This window comes from Nocardia sp. NBC_01329, assembly GCF_035956715.1.
Classification (GTDB): Bacteria; Actinomycetota; Actinomycetes; order Mycobacteriales; family Mycobacteriaceae; genus Nocardia.
Genome location: NZ_CP108381.1, coordinates 6228326 through 6245708, shown reverse-complemented (window position 1 = coordinate 6245708; position 17383 = coordinate 6228326). Strand labels below are relative to the sequence as shown.

At 67.6% G+C, this 17383-nt stretch carries 14 protein-coding genes and 1 pseudogene; 8 read left to right on the top strand and 7 right to left on the bottom strand.

From position 1 onward, the window contains the following. Positions 1-182: 182 nt before the first annotated feature. Complete coding sequence (locus tag OG405_RS28475) at positions 183-1136, top strand: AraC family transcriptional regulator (RefSeq protein ID WP_327149482.1); 954 nt, start codon at positions 183-185, stop codon at positions 1134-1136. A gap of 121 nt (positions 1137-1257) precedes the next feature. Here OG405_RS28475 and OG405_RS28470 read toward each other — a convergent pair whose 3' ends face one another. Further along, entirely contained in the window at positions 1258-2280 is a 1023-nt protein-coding gene (locus OG405_RS28470; RefSeq protein ID WP_327149481.1) for a polyprenyl synthetase family protein, read from the bottom strand. A gap of 245 nt (positions 2281-2525) precedes the next feature. Here OG405_RS28470 and OG405_RS28465 point away from each other — a divergent pair, with 245 nt between their 5' ends. Both OG405_RS28465 and OG405_RS28460 read left to right on the top strand, forming a co-directional pair. After that, the gene (locus OG405_RS28465; protein WP_327149480.1) at positions 2526-3797 is read left to right on the top strand and encodes a geranylgeranyl reductase family protein; all 1272 of its coding nucleotides are present in this window, start codon (positions 2526-2528) and stop codon (positions 3795-3797) included. Positions 3798-3818: 21 nt separating this feature from the next. Further along, positions 3819-3935: pseudogene (locus OG405_RS28460) on the top strand (helix-turn-helix transcriptional regulator); the annotation flags it as partial. A gap of 111 nt (positions 3936-4046) precedes the next feature. Here the strand turns inward: OG405_RS28460 and OG405_RS28455 are convergent. Further along, a complete protein-coding gene (locus OG405_RS28455) occupies positions 4047-4553 on the bottom strand; it encodes a DUF2505 domain-containing protein (RefSeq protein ID WP_327149479.1) in 507 nt (168 codons plus the stop codon). A gap of 259 nt (positions 4554-4812) precedes the next feature. On the opposite strand from OG405_RS28455, the gene OG405_RS28450 reads away from it, so the two are divergent. From OG405_RS28450 to OG405_RS28435, 4 genes are all read left to right on the top strand, one after another. Further along, a complete protein-coding gene (locus tag OG405_RS28450; protein ID WP_327152566.1) occupies positions 4813-5277 on the top strand; it encodes a DUF3592 domain-containing protein in 465 nt (154 codons plus the stop codon). A gap of 4 nt (positions 5278-5281) precedes the next feature. Beyond that, positions 5282-6424, top strand: coding sequence for a glycosyltransferase family 4 protein (locus OG405_RS28445; protein WP_327149478.1), 1143 nt, complete (start codon positions 5282-5284; stop codon positions 6422-6424). Positions 6425-6623: 199 nt separating this feature from the next. Then, positions 6624-7271, top strand: a complete 648-nt coding sequence (locus OG405_RS28440) for a demethylmenaquinone methyltransferase (RefSeq protein WP_327152565.1) — start codon at positions 6624-6626, stop codon at positions 7269-7271. 120 nt (positions 7272-7391) lie between these two features. Next, entirely contained in the window at positions 7392-11582 is a 4191-nt protein-coding gene (locus OG405_RS28435; protein ID WP_327149477.1) for a bifunctional nitrate reductase/sulfite reductase flavoprotein subunit alpha, read from the top strand. Positions 11583-11602: 20 nt separating this feature from the next. Here the strand turns inward: OG405_RS28435 and OG405_RS28430 are convergent, their stop codons facing one another. Then, a complete protein-coding gene (locus tag OG405_RS28430) occupies positions 11603-12637 on the bottom strand; it encodes an aldo/keto reductase (RefSeq protein ID WP_327149476.1) in 1035 nt (344 codons plus the stop codon). Positions 12638-12719: 82 nt separating this feature from the next. Here OG405_RS28430 and OG405_RS28425 point away from each other — a divergent pair, with 82 nt between their 5' ends. Then, entirely contained in the window at positions 12720-13361 is a 642-nt protein-coding gene (locus tag OG405_RS28425) for a TetR/AcrR family transcriptional regulator (protein ID WP_327149475.1), read from the top strand. Here the strand turns inward: OG405_RS28425 and OG405_RS28420 are convergent. The 4 genes from OG405_RS28420 to OG405_RS28405 all read right to left on the bottom strand — a co-directional run bounded on the left by OG405_RS28420 (position 13321) and on the right by OG405_RS28405 (position 17331). Continuing rightward, positions 13321-13905, bottom strand: coding sequence for a TIGR03086 family metal-binding protein (locus tag OG405_RS28420; RefSeq protein ID WP_327149474.1), 585 nt, complete (start codon positions 13903-13905; stop codon positions 13321-13323). The two genes, OG405_RS28425 and OG405_RS28420, sit on opposite strands and share 41 nt — an antisense overlap. 174 nt (positions 13906-14079) lie before the next feature. Next, complete coding sequence (gene menD / locus OG405_RS28415; protein ID WP_327149473.1) at positions 14080-15711, bottom strand: 2-succinyl-5-enolpyruvyl-6-hydroxy-3-cyclohexene-1-carboxylic-acid synthase; 1632 nt, start codon at positions 15709-15711, stop codon at positions 14080-14082. 212 nt (positions 15712-15923) lie between these two features. Next, the gene (locus OG405_RS28410; protein WP_327149472.1) at positions 15924-16370 is read right to left on the bottom strand and encodes a DUF6918 family protein; all 447 of its coding nucleotides are present in this window, start codon (positions 16368-16370) and stop codon (positions 15924-15926) included. Positions 16371-16644: 274 nt separating this feature from the next. Continuing rightward, on the bottom strand, positions 16645-17331 hold the full coding sequence (locus OG405_RS28405) for a PaaI family thioesterase (RefSeq protein ID WP_327149471.1): 687 nt from the start codon (positions 17329-17331) through the stop codon (positions 16645-16647). Positions 17332-17383: the final 52 nt, after the last annotated feature.

Here is a 17383-nt window from a genome sequence, read left to right as displayed (position 1 = left end):
GCGCGATCTGCACTACCCGGTCGCGGCCGGCGCGACCTCTTCATGCTCGGCCGCACGCTTGATCGGCCCGCTATCAGACGACGAACGCCACACAACCCGCCGCGGACTACTCTGAGACTGAACGCCTCGTCGGATCGACGACGTGCTCCGGCGCAGAGGCAGGCCGCGGAGCTAGGGAAGTGATGGCGGTGAACGATCGAGATGTCTCGGTCCAGAACGCTACAACTCGTATCATCGACCCGCATGAGCGGGCCGACTATTGGTCCGAGCTGATCAATTCGTATCATCGGCGTCTGGGCTATGCCTTCCCGGGTGGGAACGACTTCAACGGTCGCACGACCGTACGGCGCACCGCGGATTACCAGCTCGTCGGCTGGGAGTCCGACCCGGTGACCTATTACCGCACCGCTGGACATGTGCGCGCCGATAGCGACGACGATTTTCGGCTGCTGCTGTCTGTCACCGGACAGGTGGACCTCTGGCAGGCCGACCAGCACGCCCGCCTACCAGCAGGGGTGGGCTGCCTGGTCTCCATCGACAAACCCTTCGCGTTCGCTCTCGGCGAAGGCAAGGGATTGCTGATGACCATCCCGCACCGAGAGATCGAACACCGCTTGGACAGTACGGCGCTGCCCCCCGCCCGCCCCGCCGACCTCACCTCGGGGCTCGGCCGGGTTGTCGCCGACCTCGCCGCGGGGCTGTTCGCCGAAGGCGACAACATGACCCGCCATCAGTTCGACACAGTCTCGTCCCGCCTGGTGGAATTTCTGTGTATGCACATCCTCGGGGACTCTCCCACCAGCCCGAGTCATCTCGCGGAGCTGGAAAGCGCTATCCGGCACTATATCCGCACCCACGCCGCCGATCCCGATCTCACGGGGACGACGATCGCACACGACCTCGGCTGGTCTCTGCGGCAAATCCAGCTCGCACTCCAGCGAGCCGGCACCACGCCTCGTGAACTCATCAAGGATGAACGCCTACAACTCGCTTACTCACGTCTGCGCAATCCCGTCTTCCGCGAGCAAGGCATCGCAGACCTCGCCATGGGGCTGGGTTTCGGCTCGGCCAGCGCGTTCAGCACGGCCTTTCGCCATCGCTTCGACGCCAGCCCCCGCGATATCCGACACGGGTGAGCGGCCGGCGCAGGGACGGCCATCACAACGTGCGTGGACGAGTGGGCCGAGACGACGGCGCGACGATCCCGTTCAGGCGTTCAGGCGGCGGCGACCGGGGCGAGCGGATGCGAGTGCATTGTCAGCCGACGCGTTCGATGGTGTACTGCACCAGGTGCACCAAGGCGTCGTTGGCGGGACCCGGCGGAAGGGCCCGCAGTTCCGCGTGGGCAGTATCCGCGTAATCGCGCAGCTTTTCCTTCGCCCGTGTCATCCCCGGGGAGCAGGCGAGTAGCTCCAGCGCTTCGGCTACTTCGGCGTCGGATTCGAGAGGACGAGCCAGGAGGGTGCGCAGCCGGTCGCCGTCGGGGCTTTCCTCGCGGAGTGCGTAGAGGACTGGGAGGGTGTGAACACCTTCTCGTAGGTCGGTGCCCGGGGTTTTGCCGGATTGTGCGGACACCGACGAGATATCGATGATGTCGTCGGAGATCTGGAAGGCGGTTCCCACCGCGTCGCCGAGGCGGGCGAGACGCTCCACATGCTCGCTGTCACCTCCGGAGAAGGTGCCGCCGAACCGGCCGGAGGCCGCGATCAGCGAACCGGTTTTCTCCCAGACCACACGCAGGTAGTGCGCCACCGGGTCGGCGGACTCGCGCGCGCCCATGGTTTCGCGCATCTGACCGGTGACCAGTTCGGCGAAGGTCTCGGCGATGATGCGCACGGCATCGGGGCCCAGGGTCGAGGTGAGCCGGGAGGCGTGCGCGAAGAGATAGTCGCCGGCCAGGATCGCCACACTGTTACCCCAGCGGGAGTTCACGCTCGTGGCACCGCGGCGCATGGTGGCTTCGTCCATGACGTCGTCGTGGTACAGCGTGGCCAGATGCACGAGTTCGATGACGGTGCCGGCGGTGACGAGGTCCGGATCTCCTGGGCGGGGGCCCAGCTGCCCGGTGAGTATCGTGAACAGCGGCCGGAACCGTTTACCACCGGCCTTTGCCAGGTGAAGTGCCGCTTCCTGGAGGAAGGCCGCCCCGGAGGACAGTTCCTCGACCAGCAGTTTCTCCACTTCTTCGAGGCCGTTGCGTACGGTCTCGGCGAGGGCGGGGTCCCCGAGGTCGACCCCCGCCACCACCGTGCCGGCTTCGCTCACAGCAGATGTGCTCATACCTTCTCCCAAGGACGCGTCCGACCCCACGGTGATGAACCTAGCGTGTTCACGTCGGAACGCCCATGAACACCGTCACTGTATTGATTGAGCATGAGCGAGGCCGACGAGCTGTCGTCACACTGATGCGGAGACCGGAGAGCAGGCGAAGGTATCGCACTTCAGCCTCCAGGCCTGACTCGCTCATGCTGTGCCCACCGTACCGCCATCGACATCACCGGCGACGGCCTGTAACTATTGACCGCATGGGTGCACCCGAAGCCACGCCATCCGATACCGACCGGGACGCGCTGCCCGCCCACGTACCGGTGCTGGTGGTGGGTGCCGGTCCGGCCGGTTCGGCGGCCGCGGCCTGGGCCGCCCGCGCGGGTCGCGAGGTACTGCTGTTGGATTCCGCGACCTTTCCCAGGGATAAGACCTGTGGCGACGGTCTGACACCGCGCGCCACCGCCGAACTCGAACATCTGGGGTTGGGCGAATGGGTGCGGGCGCATACCGTCAACCACGGCCTGCGGATGGCCGGTTTCGGTGGCGAGGCCCTACTCCCTTGGCCCGGTGGTTCGTTTCCGACCTACGGCAGCGCGATTCCGCGCACCGAACTCGACGACAAACTGCGTGAAACAGCCGTGAAATCCGGCGCGCGGATGCGCGACAGCGCGAAGGTCGTGGATATCGCGCGTGACGGCGACCGTGTCACCGGGGTGACGGTCCGGGTGGGCGCGGCATCGCACGAGATCGGCTGCCGGACCCTGATCGTGGCCGACGGCGTTCGTTCTCCGGTCGGTAAACGGCTCGGCCGCACCTGGCATCGCCGGTACGCCTACGGGGTGGCGGCGCGTGCCTACATTTCCTCCGGCCGCAGCGACGACCAGTGGATCACCTCGCATCTGGAGTTGCGGAATGCCGAGGGGGATCTGGTGCCCGGCTACGGCTGGGTCTTCCCCCTCGCCAACGGTGAGGTGAACATCGGAGTCGGTTCGCTGGCCACCGAACGTAGGCCATCGCATATCGCGCTGAAACCGTTGCTCGAGCACTATGCGGAGCTGCGCCGCGAGGAATGGGAGTTGAGTGGTTCGGTGCGCGCGGTTTCCTCGGCGCTACTGCCGATGGGTGGCGCGGTGTCCGGTATCGCGGGCCGCAACTGGGCGCTGCTGGGCGACGCCGCCGGTTGCGTGAACCCGCTGAACGGTGAGGGGATCGATTACGGACTCGAGGGTGGGCATATGCTGGCCGACCTGCTGGACGAGCCCGATCTGACCCGGGTGTGGCCGGAACTGCTGCGCGCGAAGTACGGCCGCACCTATTCGGTGGCGCGGCGGATCGCGGGCCTGGCCACCCATCCGCGGATGGTCCCGATCGGCGGGCCGCCGGTGATGCGTTCGAAGTTCTTGCAACGCACCGCGGTCCGGGTGATGGGCAACCTGGTCACCGACGAGGATGTCGACGTCACCGCCCGTGCCTGGCGTGCCGCGGGGCGGGCATCGATGCGTTTCGACGACCTCGCACCCTTCTGCTAGGCCGTCGTGACCGGCCGGCCGATACCCCTGGATCTGCTGCCGCATCTGCGGCGGGCCCGAGACCTGGTCGACCGCGAATACGCCCGGCCGCTGGACCTAGACGGTATGGCGGCGGCTGCCGGAGTGTCGAAATATCATCTCCGACACCACCGTGACCGAGGTCTGCATCCTCGTCGGCTACGCGCCCGATTCGGGAGGCGAAACGGGTAGGTCCGGGGCCGCGCGCTACCGCACGGCCCCGGAGGGATATCAGACTTCGGCGTGCTCCTCGAACCATTTGACGATGAACTTGCGTTCGCCGTCGGCCACCCGCCGCTGCAACTGTTCGGCAAGGGGCTCGATGGCACCGCCGACCAGCGGAACCTTGACCTTCACCGAGCCGGAGACCACGATCTCCGAACCGTCGGCGGTGGGGCGCAGTTCGTAGGTGCCCTTCATCTCCGAGGAGATCGCCGACGAGGTGCCCTCGAAGGTCCCCGCAGCAGTGGTCCCGGTGAGGGCCTGCCAATTATCGATACGGGTGACGACCAATTCGCTCTTGAGCACCTTGCGCACGATCCCGGGGATCTTGTCCTGCCGGATCGTCTCGGTCATCTCGATGCGAGCGGTTCCCGGGCCACCGGGGTGGGACAGGTCGAGGGTGGCCGTCGGGGCGCCGGCGAACCGGTCGCGCCACAGTTCTTCTCCGGTGAGCGCGGCGTGCAGATCGGCCACCGGGATCGGATAGGACAGCGTGAAGCCGAATTTTCGGGCCATGAGCGCTCACCCTAGCCGACCCCGCTAGCCTGTTGCGGTGCCGGAAACCAGCCGCCGCGAACCGCGCGACCCCGGTCACCCGGAGGCCGGTGCGCGCGCCGGTGGAGCCGCTCCGGCCGAGAACGATTCCGCAGGAGGCAGCGTGGCCGAGCAGGCAGGAGTGGCCGAGCCACTCGTCGCGGCCCCGGAGCCCGGCGGTGCGCCGGCACCGACGGCCGGCCCGGCACCGCGTTCGGCGCGCGCCGAACGACTCCGCAAGATATGCGTCGGCGTGGTGATCACCGCCGTCTCGGTGAGCGTGCTGGTGGTGCTGTTGTTCCTGGCGGCCTGGCGCAACGACTATCTGATCGAATCCGACAAGGGTGAGACCACCGGTGAGGTGCTTTCGGCCGGACGGCTGCGCTCGGCCGTGATGTACGTGACACCGGACGGCGTCACCCACAACCCGAAGGTCGGCGTGCTCTACCCGACCAACCTCACCGCGGGCGAACGGATCAATGTCGAATACAGCCGCGCCGACCCCGATCTGGTCCGGGTGGCGGGCCGTGATGTCCGCGTCGCGATCCTCCCGGCCCTGTCGGTACTGGCCGTGACCTGGGCACTCACCCTTCCGGCATTGTGGTTGCTGATGCGGGCGGCGACCGGTTCGATGAGTGTTCGCCCGATCTTCGATCCGGCGTCATATCGACGTCGCGTGCCGGGGGACCACAACCGCGCAGACTGACCGGGTGCGCGTAGCCATCGTTGCGGAGTCATTTCTGCCTGAGATGAACGGCGTCGTGAACTCGGTGCTGCAGGTGCTGGATCATCTGGACCGGCACGGTCACGAAGTTCTCGTCATCGCGCCCGATACTCCCCGCGGGTCGCCGCCCGCACCCCGATCGCACGGCAGGTTTCCGATTCACCGGGTCCCGGCGGTAATGGTGCCGAAGATCAGTTCGCTGCCGGTGGGGCTGCCGCAGCCGGGCATGATCGGAGTCCTGGCGGATTTCCATCCCGATGTGGTTCATCTGGCCTCACCGTTCCTGCTCGGTGCCGGTGGCCTGGCAGCGGCGGTACGGCTGGACCTGCCCACGGTGGCCGTGTACCAGACCGATATAGCGGGATTCGCGAAGAGCTACGGACTGGGCCTGGCGGGCCGCGCCGCGTGGGGCTGGACCCGGCGGATCCATGAGGGTGCGGTCCGGACGCTGGCCCCGTCGAGCGCGGCCGTCGAGGATCTGGCCCGGCACGGGATCCCGCGGGTTCACAAATGGGGCCGCGGGGTCGATACGGTCCGGTTCACCCCGACCGCGCGGAGCACGGAACTGCGCGAGGAATGGCTCGGCGGCACCGACCGGCTGCTGGTGGGGTTCGTCGGCCGCTTGGCGCCGGAAAAGCATGTAGAGCGGCTCGCGGCACTGGCCCACGACCCGTCGGTGCGGCTGGTGATCGTCGGTGACGGGCCCGAGCGGCAGAAACTCGCCGGCCTGCTGCCGAATGCGATCTTCACCGGCGAACTCGGCGGCAGCGAACTCGCCCGTGCCTATTCGAGCCTGGACGTGATGGTGCATTCGGGTGAGCACGAGACGTTCTGTCAGGCGGTACAGGAAGCGCTGTCCTCCGGGGTTCCGGTGATCGGACCCGATGCCGGCGGCCCCCGAGATCTGATCGCGCACTGCCGCAACGGCTATCTGCTGCCGGTGAGCGACTTCACCGAATTGCTGCCCAGCACGGTCGCCGCGCTAGGCGATGCGCCGCTGCGCAACCGATTCGCCGCGGCAGCCCGTAAATCGGTTCTGCACCGCACCTGGCCGGCCATCTGCACCGAACTCTTGGATCACTACGCCGAGGTGATCGGCACCGAACACCGATTACCGCGCTCCGCCTGACCGGGCGCGGCAGACCGGCCGGGCCCGGACTGTAGACAGGCCTGTTCAGCCGATTCCATCAGGGCCACCGCCGCCTGTGCTCCGGCCGGGCGCGGACTGTGGATGGGCTTTGCCCAGCCGTGCCCATTAGGGTCGGGACGTGGTGAAAACACAATCGGTCCGGGCCTCGCTGGACAAGCAACCGCACGAGGTCGCGTCGATGTTCGACGGGGTGGCGCGACGATACGACCTGACCAACACCGTGATCTCGGCCGGCCAGGACCGTTATTGGCGCTGGTTGACCCGTAAGGCCATCGCTCCGCGACCCGGCGAGCGGGTGCTCGACCTGGCCGCCGGCACCGGGGTCTCCACGGTGGAACTGGGCCGGTCCGGCGCTTGGTGTGTGGCTACCGATTTCTCCCAGGGCATGCTGGCCGCGGGCCGGTTCCGGAAGGTGCCCATGGTCGCCGGGGACGCCATGGCACTGCCCTTCGCCGACAGCTCCTTCGACGCGGTGACCATCTCGTTCGGCCTGCGCAATGTCGCCGATATCGATCTCGCGCTACGGGAGATGCTGCGGGTCACCAAACCCGGCGGCAGGCTGGTGATCTGTGAGTTCTCCACACCGGTGATCCCGGGCTTCAAAACCCTCTACATGGAGTACCTGATGAAGGCGCTCCCGAAGGTTGCCCGGGCGGTGAGCAGCAATCCGGATGCCTACGTCTACCTGGCCGAATCCATCCGAGCCTGGCCCAACCAGCGGCAGCTGGGACGCCGGGTGGCAGAGGCGGGATGGTCGGGCGCGAAATGGCGGAACCTGACCGGCGGAGTGGTCGCGCTGCACCGGGGTTACAAGCTCGGGGGCTGATCGCTCGGTCTCGGCCGTTCATCAACCTCACCACTGTGATTTTCGCCGGTGAAGTGGAATGTCATGCGGCGATAACATCGGGCAAACCCGAGGAAATCGGCCGCGGGCACGATCGGAGGCATGTCCGAGGCACACCCCGACCGGCAGGCGGGCACGACCAGGACGGCGTGCTCCTACTGCGGTGTCGGCTGCGGAATCGAGGTCGCCACCGAGGTGGGTACCTCCGGCGCACCGATGATCGTCAAAGTCAGCGGCGATAAACTGCATCCGTCGAATTCCGGGCGGCTGTGCACCAAAGGCGCCACCCATCTGGAGCTGATGCGGGCACCGGGGCGGATGACCACCGCCTACCGGCGTTCCGAACGCGGGGTGGAACCGCAACCGGTCGGCGTGGACGAGGCAGTGCGGGAGACCGCGACGCGGCTGCGCCGGATCCTCGACGAATACGGCCCCGACGCCATCGCCCTGTACGTATCCGGGCAGATGTCGCTGGAAGCCCAGTACCTGGCCACGAAACTGGCCAAGGGCCATCTGCGGACCATTCATATGGAAGCGAACTCGCGGCTGTGTATGGCCAGTGCCGGCACCGGATACAAACAGTCGCTGGGAGCCGACGGCCCACCGGGGTCCTACGAGGATTTCGAGCACGCCGACCTGTTCTTCGTGATCGGCGCCAATATGGCCGACTGCCATCCCATCCTCTATCTGCGCATGACCGACCGGCTCAAGGCGGGCGCGAAACTGATCGTGGTGGATCCGCGGCGCACCGATACCGCGGCGCGCGCCGATCTGTTCCTGCAGATCGCGCCGGGGACAGATCTGGCGCTGCTCAACGGTTTGCTGTACCTGCTGGTCGAAGCCGGCGATATCGACGCCGGCTTCATCGCCGAGCTCACCGACGGCTGGGAAGCCATGCCCGAGTTCCTCGCCGACTACACACCTGAGAAAGTGGCGGAACTGACCGGTCTGACCGAAGAATCCATCCGTACCGCCGCGCGCTGGATCGGCGCGGCCGGTGAATGGATGAGCCTGTGGACCATGGGGCTCAACCAGTCCACGCACGGAACCTGGAACACCAACGCGCTGTGCAACCTACATCTGGCCACCGGCGCCATCTGCCGTCCCGGCAGCGGACCGTTCTCGCTGACCGGCCAGCCGAACGCCATGGGTGGACGCGAAATGGGGTATATGGGCCCCGGCCTGCCCGGACAGCGCAGTCTGCTGAACCCGGCCGACCGCGCGTTCGTGGAGGACGCCTGGGAACTGCCGCCGGCGACGCTGCGCACCGAGGCCGGGCCCGGCACCATCGAAATGTTCCGCGAACTCGCCGCGGGTGCGATCAAGGCCGCCTGGATCGTCTGTACCAACCCGGTGGCGACGGTGGCCAACCGGAAGACGGTGATAGCGGGCCTGGAAGCGGCCGAACTGGTGATCGCACAGGACGCCTACACCGAGACGGCCACCACTCCCTACGCCGATATCCTGCTGCCTGCCACCCTGTGGGCCGAGGCGGATGCGGTGATGGTGAACTCCGAACGCAATGTCACCCTGCTGGACAGTTCGATCGAACCGGCTGGCGCGGCTCGGCCGGACTGGCAGCTGATCGCGCAGGTGGCGACCGCTATGGGTTTCCCCGGTTTCGACTACGCCTCGAGCGCCGAAGTATTCGACGAACTGCGGCGCTTCACCAATCCCGCCACCGGCTACGACCTGAGCGGGATGACCTACGACCGGTTGCGCGAGGGCCCGATGCAGTGGCCGTGCTCGGATCCGGGACAACGCCGCAACCCGATCCGCTATCTGAACGACGGTACGAGTCAACCGCTCTACACCGATGCCGACGGTAACGAACCCCGCCTGGCCTTCCCGACACCGAGTCGCCGGGCCGTCTTCTGGCCACGCCCGCATATGCTGCCCGACGAAATGCCCGACGACGACTACCCGTTTCTGCTCAATACAGGCCGACTACAGCACCAGTGGCATTCGATGACCAAGACCGGTCGCGTCGGCAAACTCAACAAGCTCAACGGCGAGCCGTTCGTGGAGGTCCATCCCGACGATGCTCGCGCGCTCGAGCTGAATCCCGGTGACCAACTGGAGGTCACGTCGCGGCGCGGGCGGGCGGTACTGCCCGCCCGGATCAGTGACCGGGTACGGCCGGGCGGATGTTTCGCGCCGTTCCACTGGAACGATGAACAGGGCGAATATCTGACCATCAACGCGGTAACTCACGACGCCGTCGATTCCGATTCCCTGCAACCGGAATTCAAGGCATGCGCGGTGGCGCTGCGCCGGGTCGCACTGATGGCGCGGGCGCACACCCCGGAGACACCCGCGAGCGCACCGGGATCAGCCGCGACCGGCCACCACCCCCTGGCCACGATGCTCGGCCTGGATGCCGCGGCCACCCCGACCCTCAGCGAAACCGAACGGATCTACCTGGGCGGGTATCTCGCGGCCTTGCAGACGCTGCCGGTATCCGGGCAGCCGGTACTGCCTTCGTCCGCGCCGCTGTCGGAACGCAGCCGACTGTGGGTCGACGGCCTCCTGGCCGGCATGTACTCGCGTGGCGCACAGGTCGATCCGTCCCCCGGTGATCTCGACCAGGCGCCCCCCACTCGAACCGTGACAGTGCTGTGGGCTTCGCAGACCGGTAATGCCGAGGAATTCGCCGCGACGGCGGTCCAGCGGCTCACCGAGTCCGGGATCCGCCCGCGGCTACTCGATATGGACTCCTGTGAGCTCGATGTGCTGACCGGTGACGTCCTGGTGGTCACCAGCACCTTCGGGGACGGTGGACCGCCGGACAACGGCGCCGGTTTCTGGACCCGGCTCGACGACAGCGCGAACCGGCTCACCGGTATGCGGTACGCGGTGTTCGCACTCGGCGATTCCTCCTACGACGATTTCTGCGGGCACGGCCGCAAACTCGACACGCTGTTCGCCGACCGGGGCGCGAAACAGTTGCTACCCCGCCAGGACTGTGAACCCGATTTCGACGAACCGGGCGCGCGGTGGCTGGACGCGGTGATCGCCGCACTGTCCGAAGCCGGCGACCACGGTGCCGGCGACGATCTCGGTGGTGGCGGCCCGAGCACCGGATTCCGCAGCGGCACCGCGACCGGTGTCCTGGAACGCAGCGCCCCCGCCCCGCTTCCGGTTCGCCGGACAGCGCCCACCACTTTCACCCGTATCGCACCGGTCGCCGCACCGCTGCTCGGGAACGAGGTACTGACCGCGCCGGACGCCGCCAAGGAGGTCCGGCGGATCAGTTTCGACCTGAGCGGGCTGGAAGCCCGGTACGAGGTGGGTGATTCCCTCGGTGTCCGGCCGACGAACTGTCCGTCGCTGGTCGGGGAATGGCTGGCGGCGACCGGCCTGGACGGCTACCGGGAGGTGGAGGCCGGTGGCGCCGAGATGTCGCTGGAACAGGCGCTGTGTACCCACTACGACATCACCAAGGTCTCCCGTGGTCTCCTGGAATTCGTGGCCGGGCACAACCCGAGCAACCGGCTCGCCAAACTGCTGCGCCGCGACAACCGGAACGAACTGGCCTCGTATCTCTGGGATCGCCAGCTGGTCGATGTACTCGGCGATTTCCCGGTCCACGCCGACCGGGTGGAGTGGCTGGATGTTCTCGGGAAATTGCGGCCGCGCCAGTATTCGATCTCGTCGAGCCCACTGGTGAGCCCGGACCGGGTGGAACTCACCGTGGGGGTCGTCCGGTACGGCGACCCGACCGCCACAGGGTCCGCGGCCCGGCGCGGCGGGGTCTGCTCCACCTTCCTAGCCGATCGATCCGCGAACGCTATGGTGCCGATATTCCTCCAGCGCGCTCCGCATTTCCGGCCGCCACTGGACCCCGGCACACCGATGATCATGGTCGGCCCGGGCACCGGTATCGCCCCGTTCCGCGGTTTCCTGCACGAACGGCGCGCGCAGGGCGCTACCGGGCGCAACTGGCTGTTCTTCGGCGACCAGCACGCCGCCCAGAACTTCTACTACCGCACCGAATTGGAGGATATGTTCCGGACCGGTCACCTCTCCCGGCTGGATCTGGCCTTCTCGCGAGACCAGCGGGAACGGATCTACGTACAGCACCGCATGATCGAACACGGCGCCGAGCTGTGGTCGTGGCTGCGCGACGGTGCCCACTTCTACGTCTGCGGTGATGCGGCACGGATGGCCGAGGATGTGGACGACGCGCTCCTGCGGATCGCCCGCATCCACGGCAAACTCGACGAGGACGGCGCCCTGGCCTTCAAGAAGCAGCTCATCGCCGAGAAACGCTATGTCCGCGACGTGTACTGACAGCTGCCCCGGGGCCGGTTTCAGGCGGCCGGCGGGTTGAGCCGGGCGAAATCGGGCAGGCGGTAGTAGGGATAGTAGGGGTAGGGCGGGGTGACCGCGCTTGCCTTGTCGAGCCGGGCGAGCTGATCGGTGCTGAGTTCCCAGCCGATCGCTCCGAGGTTCTGTCGCAACTGTTCCTCGTTGCGGGCACCGACGATGACCGTGCCGACCGTGGGCCGGGTGAGCAACCAGTTGAGCGCGATCTGGGGGACGGATCGGCCGGTTTCGGCAGCGATTTCGTCCAATATGTCGACCACGTTGTAGAGGTGTTCCTGATCCACCGGCGGGCCCGCCTCGGCGGTCCGATGCAGTCTGCTACCTGCGGGCAGCGGCTGCCCGCGCCGGATCTTGCCGGTGAGCCGCCCCCAGCCGAGCGGACTCCAGACCACCGCGCCCACCCCCTCGGCCCGGCCCAGCGGCATCAGCTCCCATTCGTAATCGCGGCCGACGAGCGAGTAGTAGACCTGATGGGCGATATAGCGGGTCAGACCGTGCCGATCCGCGGCGGCCAGCGATTTCATCAACTGCCAGCCGGCGAAGTTGGAAGCACCGATATAGCGGATCTTGCCCGCGCGGACCAGATCGTCGAGCGCGTGCAGAACCTCCTCCACCGGGGTACGGGCGTCGAAGGCGTGCAGTTGGAACAGATCGATATGCTCCACGCCCAGTCGCGTGAGTGAAGCCTCCACGGTGGCGATGAGGCGGCTCCGTCCGGTACCCGCGTCGTAAGGGCCCGGCCCGGTGGGCAGACCGGCCTTCGTCGACAGCAGTAGTCGATCGCGGCGGCCGCGGATCGCGGCCCCGAGCACCTCCTCGGACGCGCCGTCGGAATAGACATCGGCGGTATCGAACATGGTCACGCCCGCGTCGAGGCTGATGTCGATGAGTCTGCGCGCCTGGTCGGCATCGGTATCACCCCAGGCTTCGAACAGTTCCCCGCGGCCGCCGAAGGTGCCCGCGCCGAAGCTCAGTGCGGGAACGACCAGACCTGAGGTCCCCAACCGCCGGTATTCCATCTCGACTCCTAAAGGGTCTATTGTTTCGTTAACGAACCCGAACATACACCCACTGAGCAGTAAATGAAACTGGAGTTCCGTTATGACTGAAGAGTTGGTCGCTCCCGGCTCGGTACGCCCCGGCGGCCGCACCGCCCGCGTACGGGCCGCGGTACTGGAAGTCGCCGGTGACCTACTCGCCGAACACGGCTTCGCCCATCTGGACCTCGCCGACGTCGCGACCCGCGCCGATGTCGGCAAGACGACGGTCTACCGCCGCTGGCGGACCCCGACCGGGCTCATCGCCGACCTCCTGGTGGATATGGCCGAACAGTCACTCCCCCGCGCCGCGACCGGCTCCCTGCTCGGCGATCTGACCGCCAACGCCCAGCTCGTCGCGAAAACCCTCGCCGACCCCAGACAGGGCCGGCTCTTCCGCGCCGTTATCGCCGCGGCGACCTGCGACGAGAGCACAGCCGCCGCGTTGCGCCGGTTCTACGATGTCCGGCTGGCGGAATGGGCACCGTGCATCGCCGACGCCGTCGCCCGGGGCGAGGTCCCACCCGGGACCGACCCCCGAGCGGTACTCACCGCCGTATCCGGCCCGCTCTACTACCGGCTGCTGGCCAGCGGTGACCCCATCGACGAGCACGCTGCCCACGCCGCCGCCGAAAGCGCGGCGAGCGCGGCGGCCGCCGGAATCTTCACCGCGCCTTGGGAATCCAGAACGGATCGCGCCCGGTGAGGCCCAGGACCCGATGCAGCGGCGGAGCCCCCGGCCCGACCGGCACCACGGGTCCGAAGAGCCCGGGCGTACCCTCCGGCGGCGTATCTCGCAGGAACCGCAACAGAACCTCGAGATCGCTGTCGGCCACCTCGACAGCGCGACCGGTGGCACGGGCCAGATCCCAGGCGTGGATGACCAATTCGTCCAATGCGACACGGGCTGTGACCACCGCGGGCATAGCGACGCCGCCGGCCTCGGTCTCGCCCTCCCACGCCTCGGGATCCTGCCACGCCTCGGCCAGAGCCTTCAACTGCGCCGGGATCCGGGTCCGCCAGTCGGGCGCCAGGGTTGCGCCGGAATCGAATTCGGGTGCCGCGGAATTCCCGACCGCATCCTTGGTCGCCGCGGCGCGGAACGCCTCGGCCAGCCCGCCGACGTGTCCGAGAATCGCGCGGACCGGGAGATCGGCGGGAGTTCGGCTGTCGATCTGATCGTCACCGATCGCGGCAACGGTATCGGCGAGCGCGGCAGCTGCGGCCGACAGGTCGAATTCGGGATACATCGGGGCTCCTCGGGGTCGGTGGATCCACCTGTACCGACGAATCCGGGCGGTGGAATTCACCGGCCGCGACGCAAACGATGCCGGGCAGCTACCGACTGGGATCACGCTCGGCTGAGCTGCGATCGGAACCGATCGATACGGAAGCGCACGGCCGGAGCGGAGGCGAAGGTACGCCTAGATCCCGACGTTCGTCCGGACCGCCGTGTGCAGATCCCGCAGCCCGGCTCGATCGGTGACGACTTCCAGCACCCGCAACCCCGTCACCGACCCGCTGAGCTCGATCGCCAGTTCGTCCAGAGCCACCTGCCGGTGCGGAATCCGGTACGCCGCGCAGAGTGCCGACAGATCCATACCGTGCGGTGTGCCGAAGACTCGCTCGAAAACACCGGCGTACTGGGGATCGCCCTGTTCGAGGAGTTCGAAGATACCGCCCCCGTCGTCGTTGGCGACCACGATGGTCAGATCCTCGGGGCGGGGCTCGCCGCGCCCGATGAGCAGACCGGAGGCGTCGTGGAGGAAGGTGAGATCGCCGATGAGCGCGACGGTCCGGCCCCGATGGTGCAGCGCCGCGCCGACCGCCGTCGAGACCGTTCCGTCGATACCCGCGACACCCCGGTTCGACAGCACGCGCACATCGGGCCGCGGCGCGGAGACCAGCGCGGCGTCACGTACCGGATTGGACGCTCCCAGCAGCAGCTGGTCACTCTTGCCCAGCGCGTCCATCACCACCGCGGCCACGTGCAGGCCGGTGGGTTTCGGATGCTTGGACAGTTCCTCGCGCACCACCGAACGGGCCCGCTGATCGAGATCGCGGCAGCGGGCCAGCCATTGCGCGCTGGGCGTCCCGGTCGTCACCGCGCGGGTACCGGTGCCCACCACATTGCCCGAGACATCCGGCCAGCGCGGGCCGGTGGTCAGCGCGTACACGGTGACCTCGGGGTCGGCCAGGACCCGGGAAACCTGCCGGTGCAGCGTGGGCCGGCCGGTGATGATGGCCTGCCGGGGTTTCAGTAGCGGCAGCGCCAGCGGGTGCAGGGCCGGACCGTGTACCGGCGCGGTGGGTTCGGCGACCGTCGGCAGCGCGGCGAGTTCGGCGCGCAGACCCGCGCCGTGCCCGGAGATCACCACGGTATCGGGGGTGAGGTCGATATCGAGCGGCACATCGAGCGTGGCGTACTGCGTTGCCGTCCAAGGCTGCTCGGTACCGCGCCCGGCGGGAATGGTTTCGTCCTCCCGGAAGTCCGGCACCAGCGGTTCACGCAGCGGGATATCGAAATGCACCGGCCCGGCATTGCCGGACCGGGTCCCGCGCGCGGCGGCCAGCACCCGGCACACAGAGGAACGCCAGACACTGTTCTGCTGCGGATAGTCGGTGGCCGGTTCGGCTTCGGCGAGACCCATACTGATCGTCGCCCGGACCTGACTGCCGAACAGACCGAGCTGCTCCACCGTCTGATTGGCACCGGTACCGAGCATCTCGTACGGGCGATTGGCGCTGAGCACGATCAGCGGGACCCGGGCGTAGTTGGCCTCCAGTACCGCGGGCCCCAGATTGGCCACCGCTGTACCCGAGGTCATCACCACCGGAACCGGGGTGCCCGAAGAGACGGCCAGGCCGATCGCCAGGAAACCCGCGGTCCGCTCGTCGATGCGCATATGCAACCGGAGCCGGCCCGCGGCATCGGCGGCCTGCAGAGCGAAAGCCAGCGGGGCGTTTCGCGAGCCGGGGCACAGCACGACTTCCCGAACCCCACCGCGTGCGAGTTCGTCGACGATCACCCGCGCCTGCGCTGTTGACGGATTCACGCCTCCAGCCTGTCAGACCACGGACGCCACGTCTGCGTCGGCCTGCTCACACCCCATGAGTTGTCGCGGAACCCCGCGGAAACGAACCCGGCGGCTCCGCCCGGATGGGCCCGCGCGCCGGATTCCGATCACCCCCGTGTACTCCCCCGTTGGGGACCTCACCGTCGAGGTCCCCGGGTGCCGCGCACACGCGCGGCCGAATCACACGTCGGTCAGCCGGCGTGCTTCTGCACCAGATCGCCGAGCCGCGGCAGCGCCTCGATCACGTTCTTCTTCGCCGAGGAACGCATCGAGTTGTACACCTTCTGCAGGGCCGGACGGCTCGAGGAGGCGGCACGCGCGTCGGTGACGGTCAGCAGGGATTCGGCGACCTCGTCACCCTTGGAGCTGAGCAGCTCACCGAAGCTGCCGGTACCGCCGGCCTGGAATTCACCCCAGTACGGCTGAAGCTGCTCGAGCAGCTTGGGCGCCAGCGATTCCAGTGCGTCGGGCACGATGGACGGGCTGATCTTCTTCACCGCCGCGTACCCACCCTTCACGGCGAGACCCGACGCACCACCTTTATCAGAGACTTCGGCATCCAGGACCTGGACGGCGTCGGCAAGGAAGGCCGGGCGCGTAGTCTCGTCAAGCAGTGATTCAGACAGTGCTGCAACCAATTTAAGGATCCTCCGGATCAGAACTCGTATGGACGGGCAACGCAACTATACGCACCATCCACAAGAGTCCTTCCCGCCCCGCATGGGTAAGCAACAGACGGAGATAACACCTCCGCAACCACGGAAGTGTTACGCGGCTGGATCATTCGGCTCGACCGGAACGCGCTGAACAGCGCCCCGGCTTCGCGACCGGGCGATATCGTGCGGTCCCCGGGCCACCGGAAAGGGAAGTCCCGTCGGTGACGCCGCGACGGCGATCCGCCGGGACGACCGATCACGGCTGCCAGGGCAGAAGTTGAACCATCAGCCCTTCACTATCCGCCAGCACGGTGCCTTGCTCATCGACGAGTTCGGCACTGATGAAGGTTTTACGACCCTCGATACGCTCGACCCGGCCGCGGACCGTCAGCGGCGTATCCAGCGGAGTCACCTTGCGGTAGTTCACGTGCAGGAAGGCGGTCCGGCTGATCGGACGGCCGGCGTAGTGCACTGTCATCCCGAACAGGTCATCGAACAGTAGGGGCAGGACGCCGCCGTGCGCGGCGGAGTTGCCACCGAGGTGGAAGCGGCGGAACACGCCCTTCATCACGATGCCGTCGGGTCCGGCCGAGACCGTGTGCCAGGGCAGCAGGAGCAGGCTGCCGCGCCCGGGCAATTCGACGGCCCGGCCCGCAGGGCCTTGCTGTTCCGGCGCACGGTAGGGCTCGAGCAGATCGACCAGCGCGTTCACCTGGTCGCGCGCCGCCCTGAATACGTCGTCGGGGGCGTCCGCGGAAACAGCGAGGTCCTGGAGCGTGCGCATGGCCTCGACGAATTCGCCGAATTCCGGCCCGACCCGGGCCGGGGTGATCTTCGGGAACCCACCGTGCCGCTCGTATTCCTCGGGCGCTGACCGGTCCTGCGCGGGCCGATCTCCGTCGACAGCGCTGTCGTCGATCGCCGGTTGCGTCTGCTCGCTCATATACGCACCGTAACCCTGGGTTATACGCCGTCCAAATATTCCGGCTCATATG

Excerpts from the sequence above, each read along its gene's own strand:
- OG405_RS28440 (WP_327152565.1), top strand. The coding sequence starts at position 6,624 with ATGTTCGACGGGGTGGCGCGACGATACGACCTGACCAACACCGTGATC.
- OG405_RS28405 (WP_327149471.1), bottom strand. The coding sequence starts at position 17,331 with ATGAGCGAGCAGACGCAACCGGCGATCGACGACAGCGCTGTCGACGGA.
- OG405_RS28475 (WP_327149482.1), top strand. The coding sequence starts at position 183 with ATGGCGGTGAACGATCGAGATGTCTCGGTCCAGAACGCTACAACTCGT.
- OG405_RS28455 (WP_327149479.1), bottom strand. The coding sequence starts at position 4,553 with ATGGCCCGAAAATTCGGCTTCACGCTGTCCTATCCGATCCCGGTGGCC.
- OG405_RS28470 (WP_327149481.1), bottom strand. The coding sequence starts at position 2,280 with ATGAGCACATCTGCTGTGAGCGAAGCCGGCACGGTGGTGGCGGGGGTC.
- OG405_RS28425 (WP_327149475.1), top strand. The coding sequence starts at position 12,720 with ATGACTGAAGAGTTGGTCGCTCCCGGCTCGGTACGCCCCGGCGGCCGC.
- OG405_RS28430 (WP_327149476.1), bottom strand. The coding sequence starts at position 12,637 with ATGGAATACCGGCGGTTGGGGACCTCAGGTCTGGTCGTTCCCGCACTG.
- OG405_RS28435 (WP_327149477.1), top strand. The coding sequence starts at position 7,392 with ATGTCCGAGGCACACCCCGACCGGCAGGCGGGCACGACCAGGACGGCG.
- OG405_RS28420 (WP_327149474.1), bottom strand. The coding sequence starts at position 13,905 with ATGTATCCCGAATTCGACCTGTCGGCCGCAGCTGCCGCGCTCGCCGAT.
- OG405_RS28465 (WP_327149480.1), top strand. The coding sequence starts at position 2,526 with ATGGGTGCACCCGAAGCCACGCCATCCGATACCGACCGGGACGCGCTG.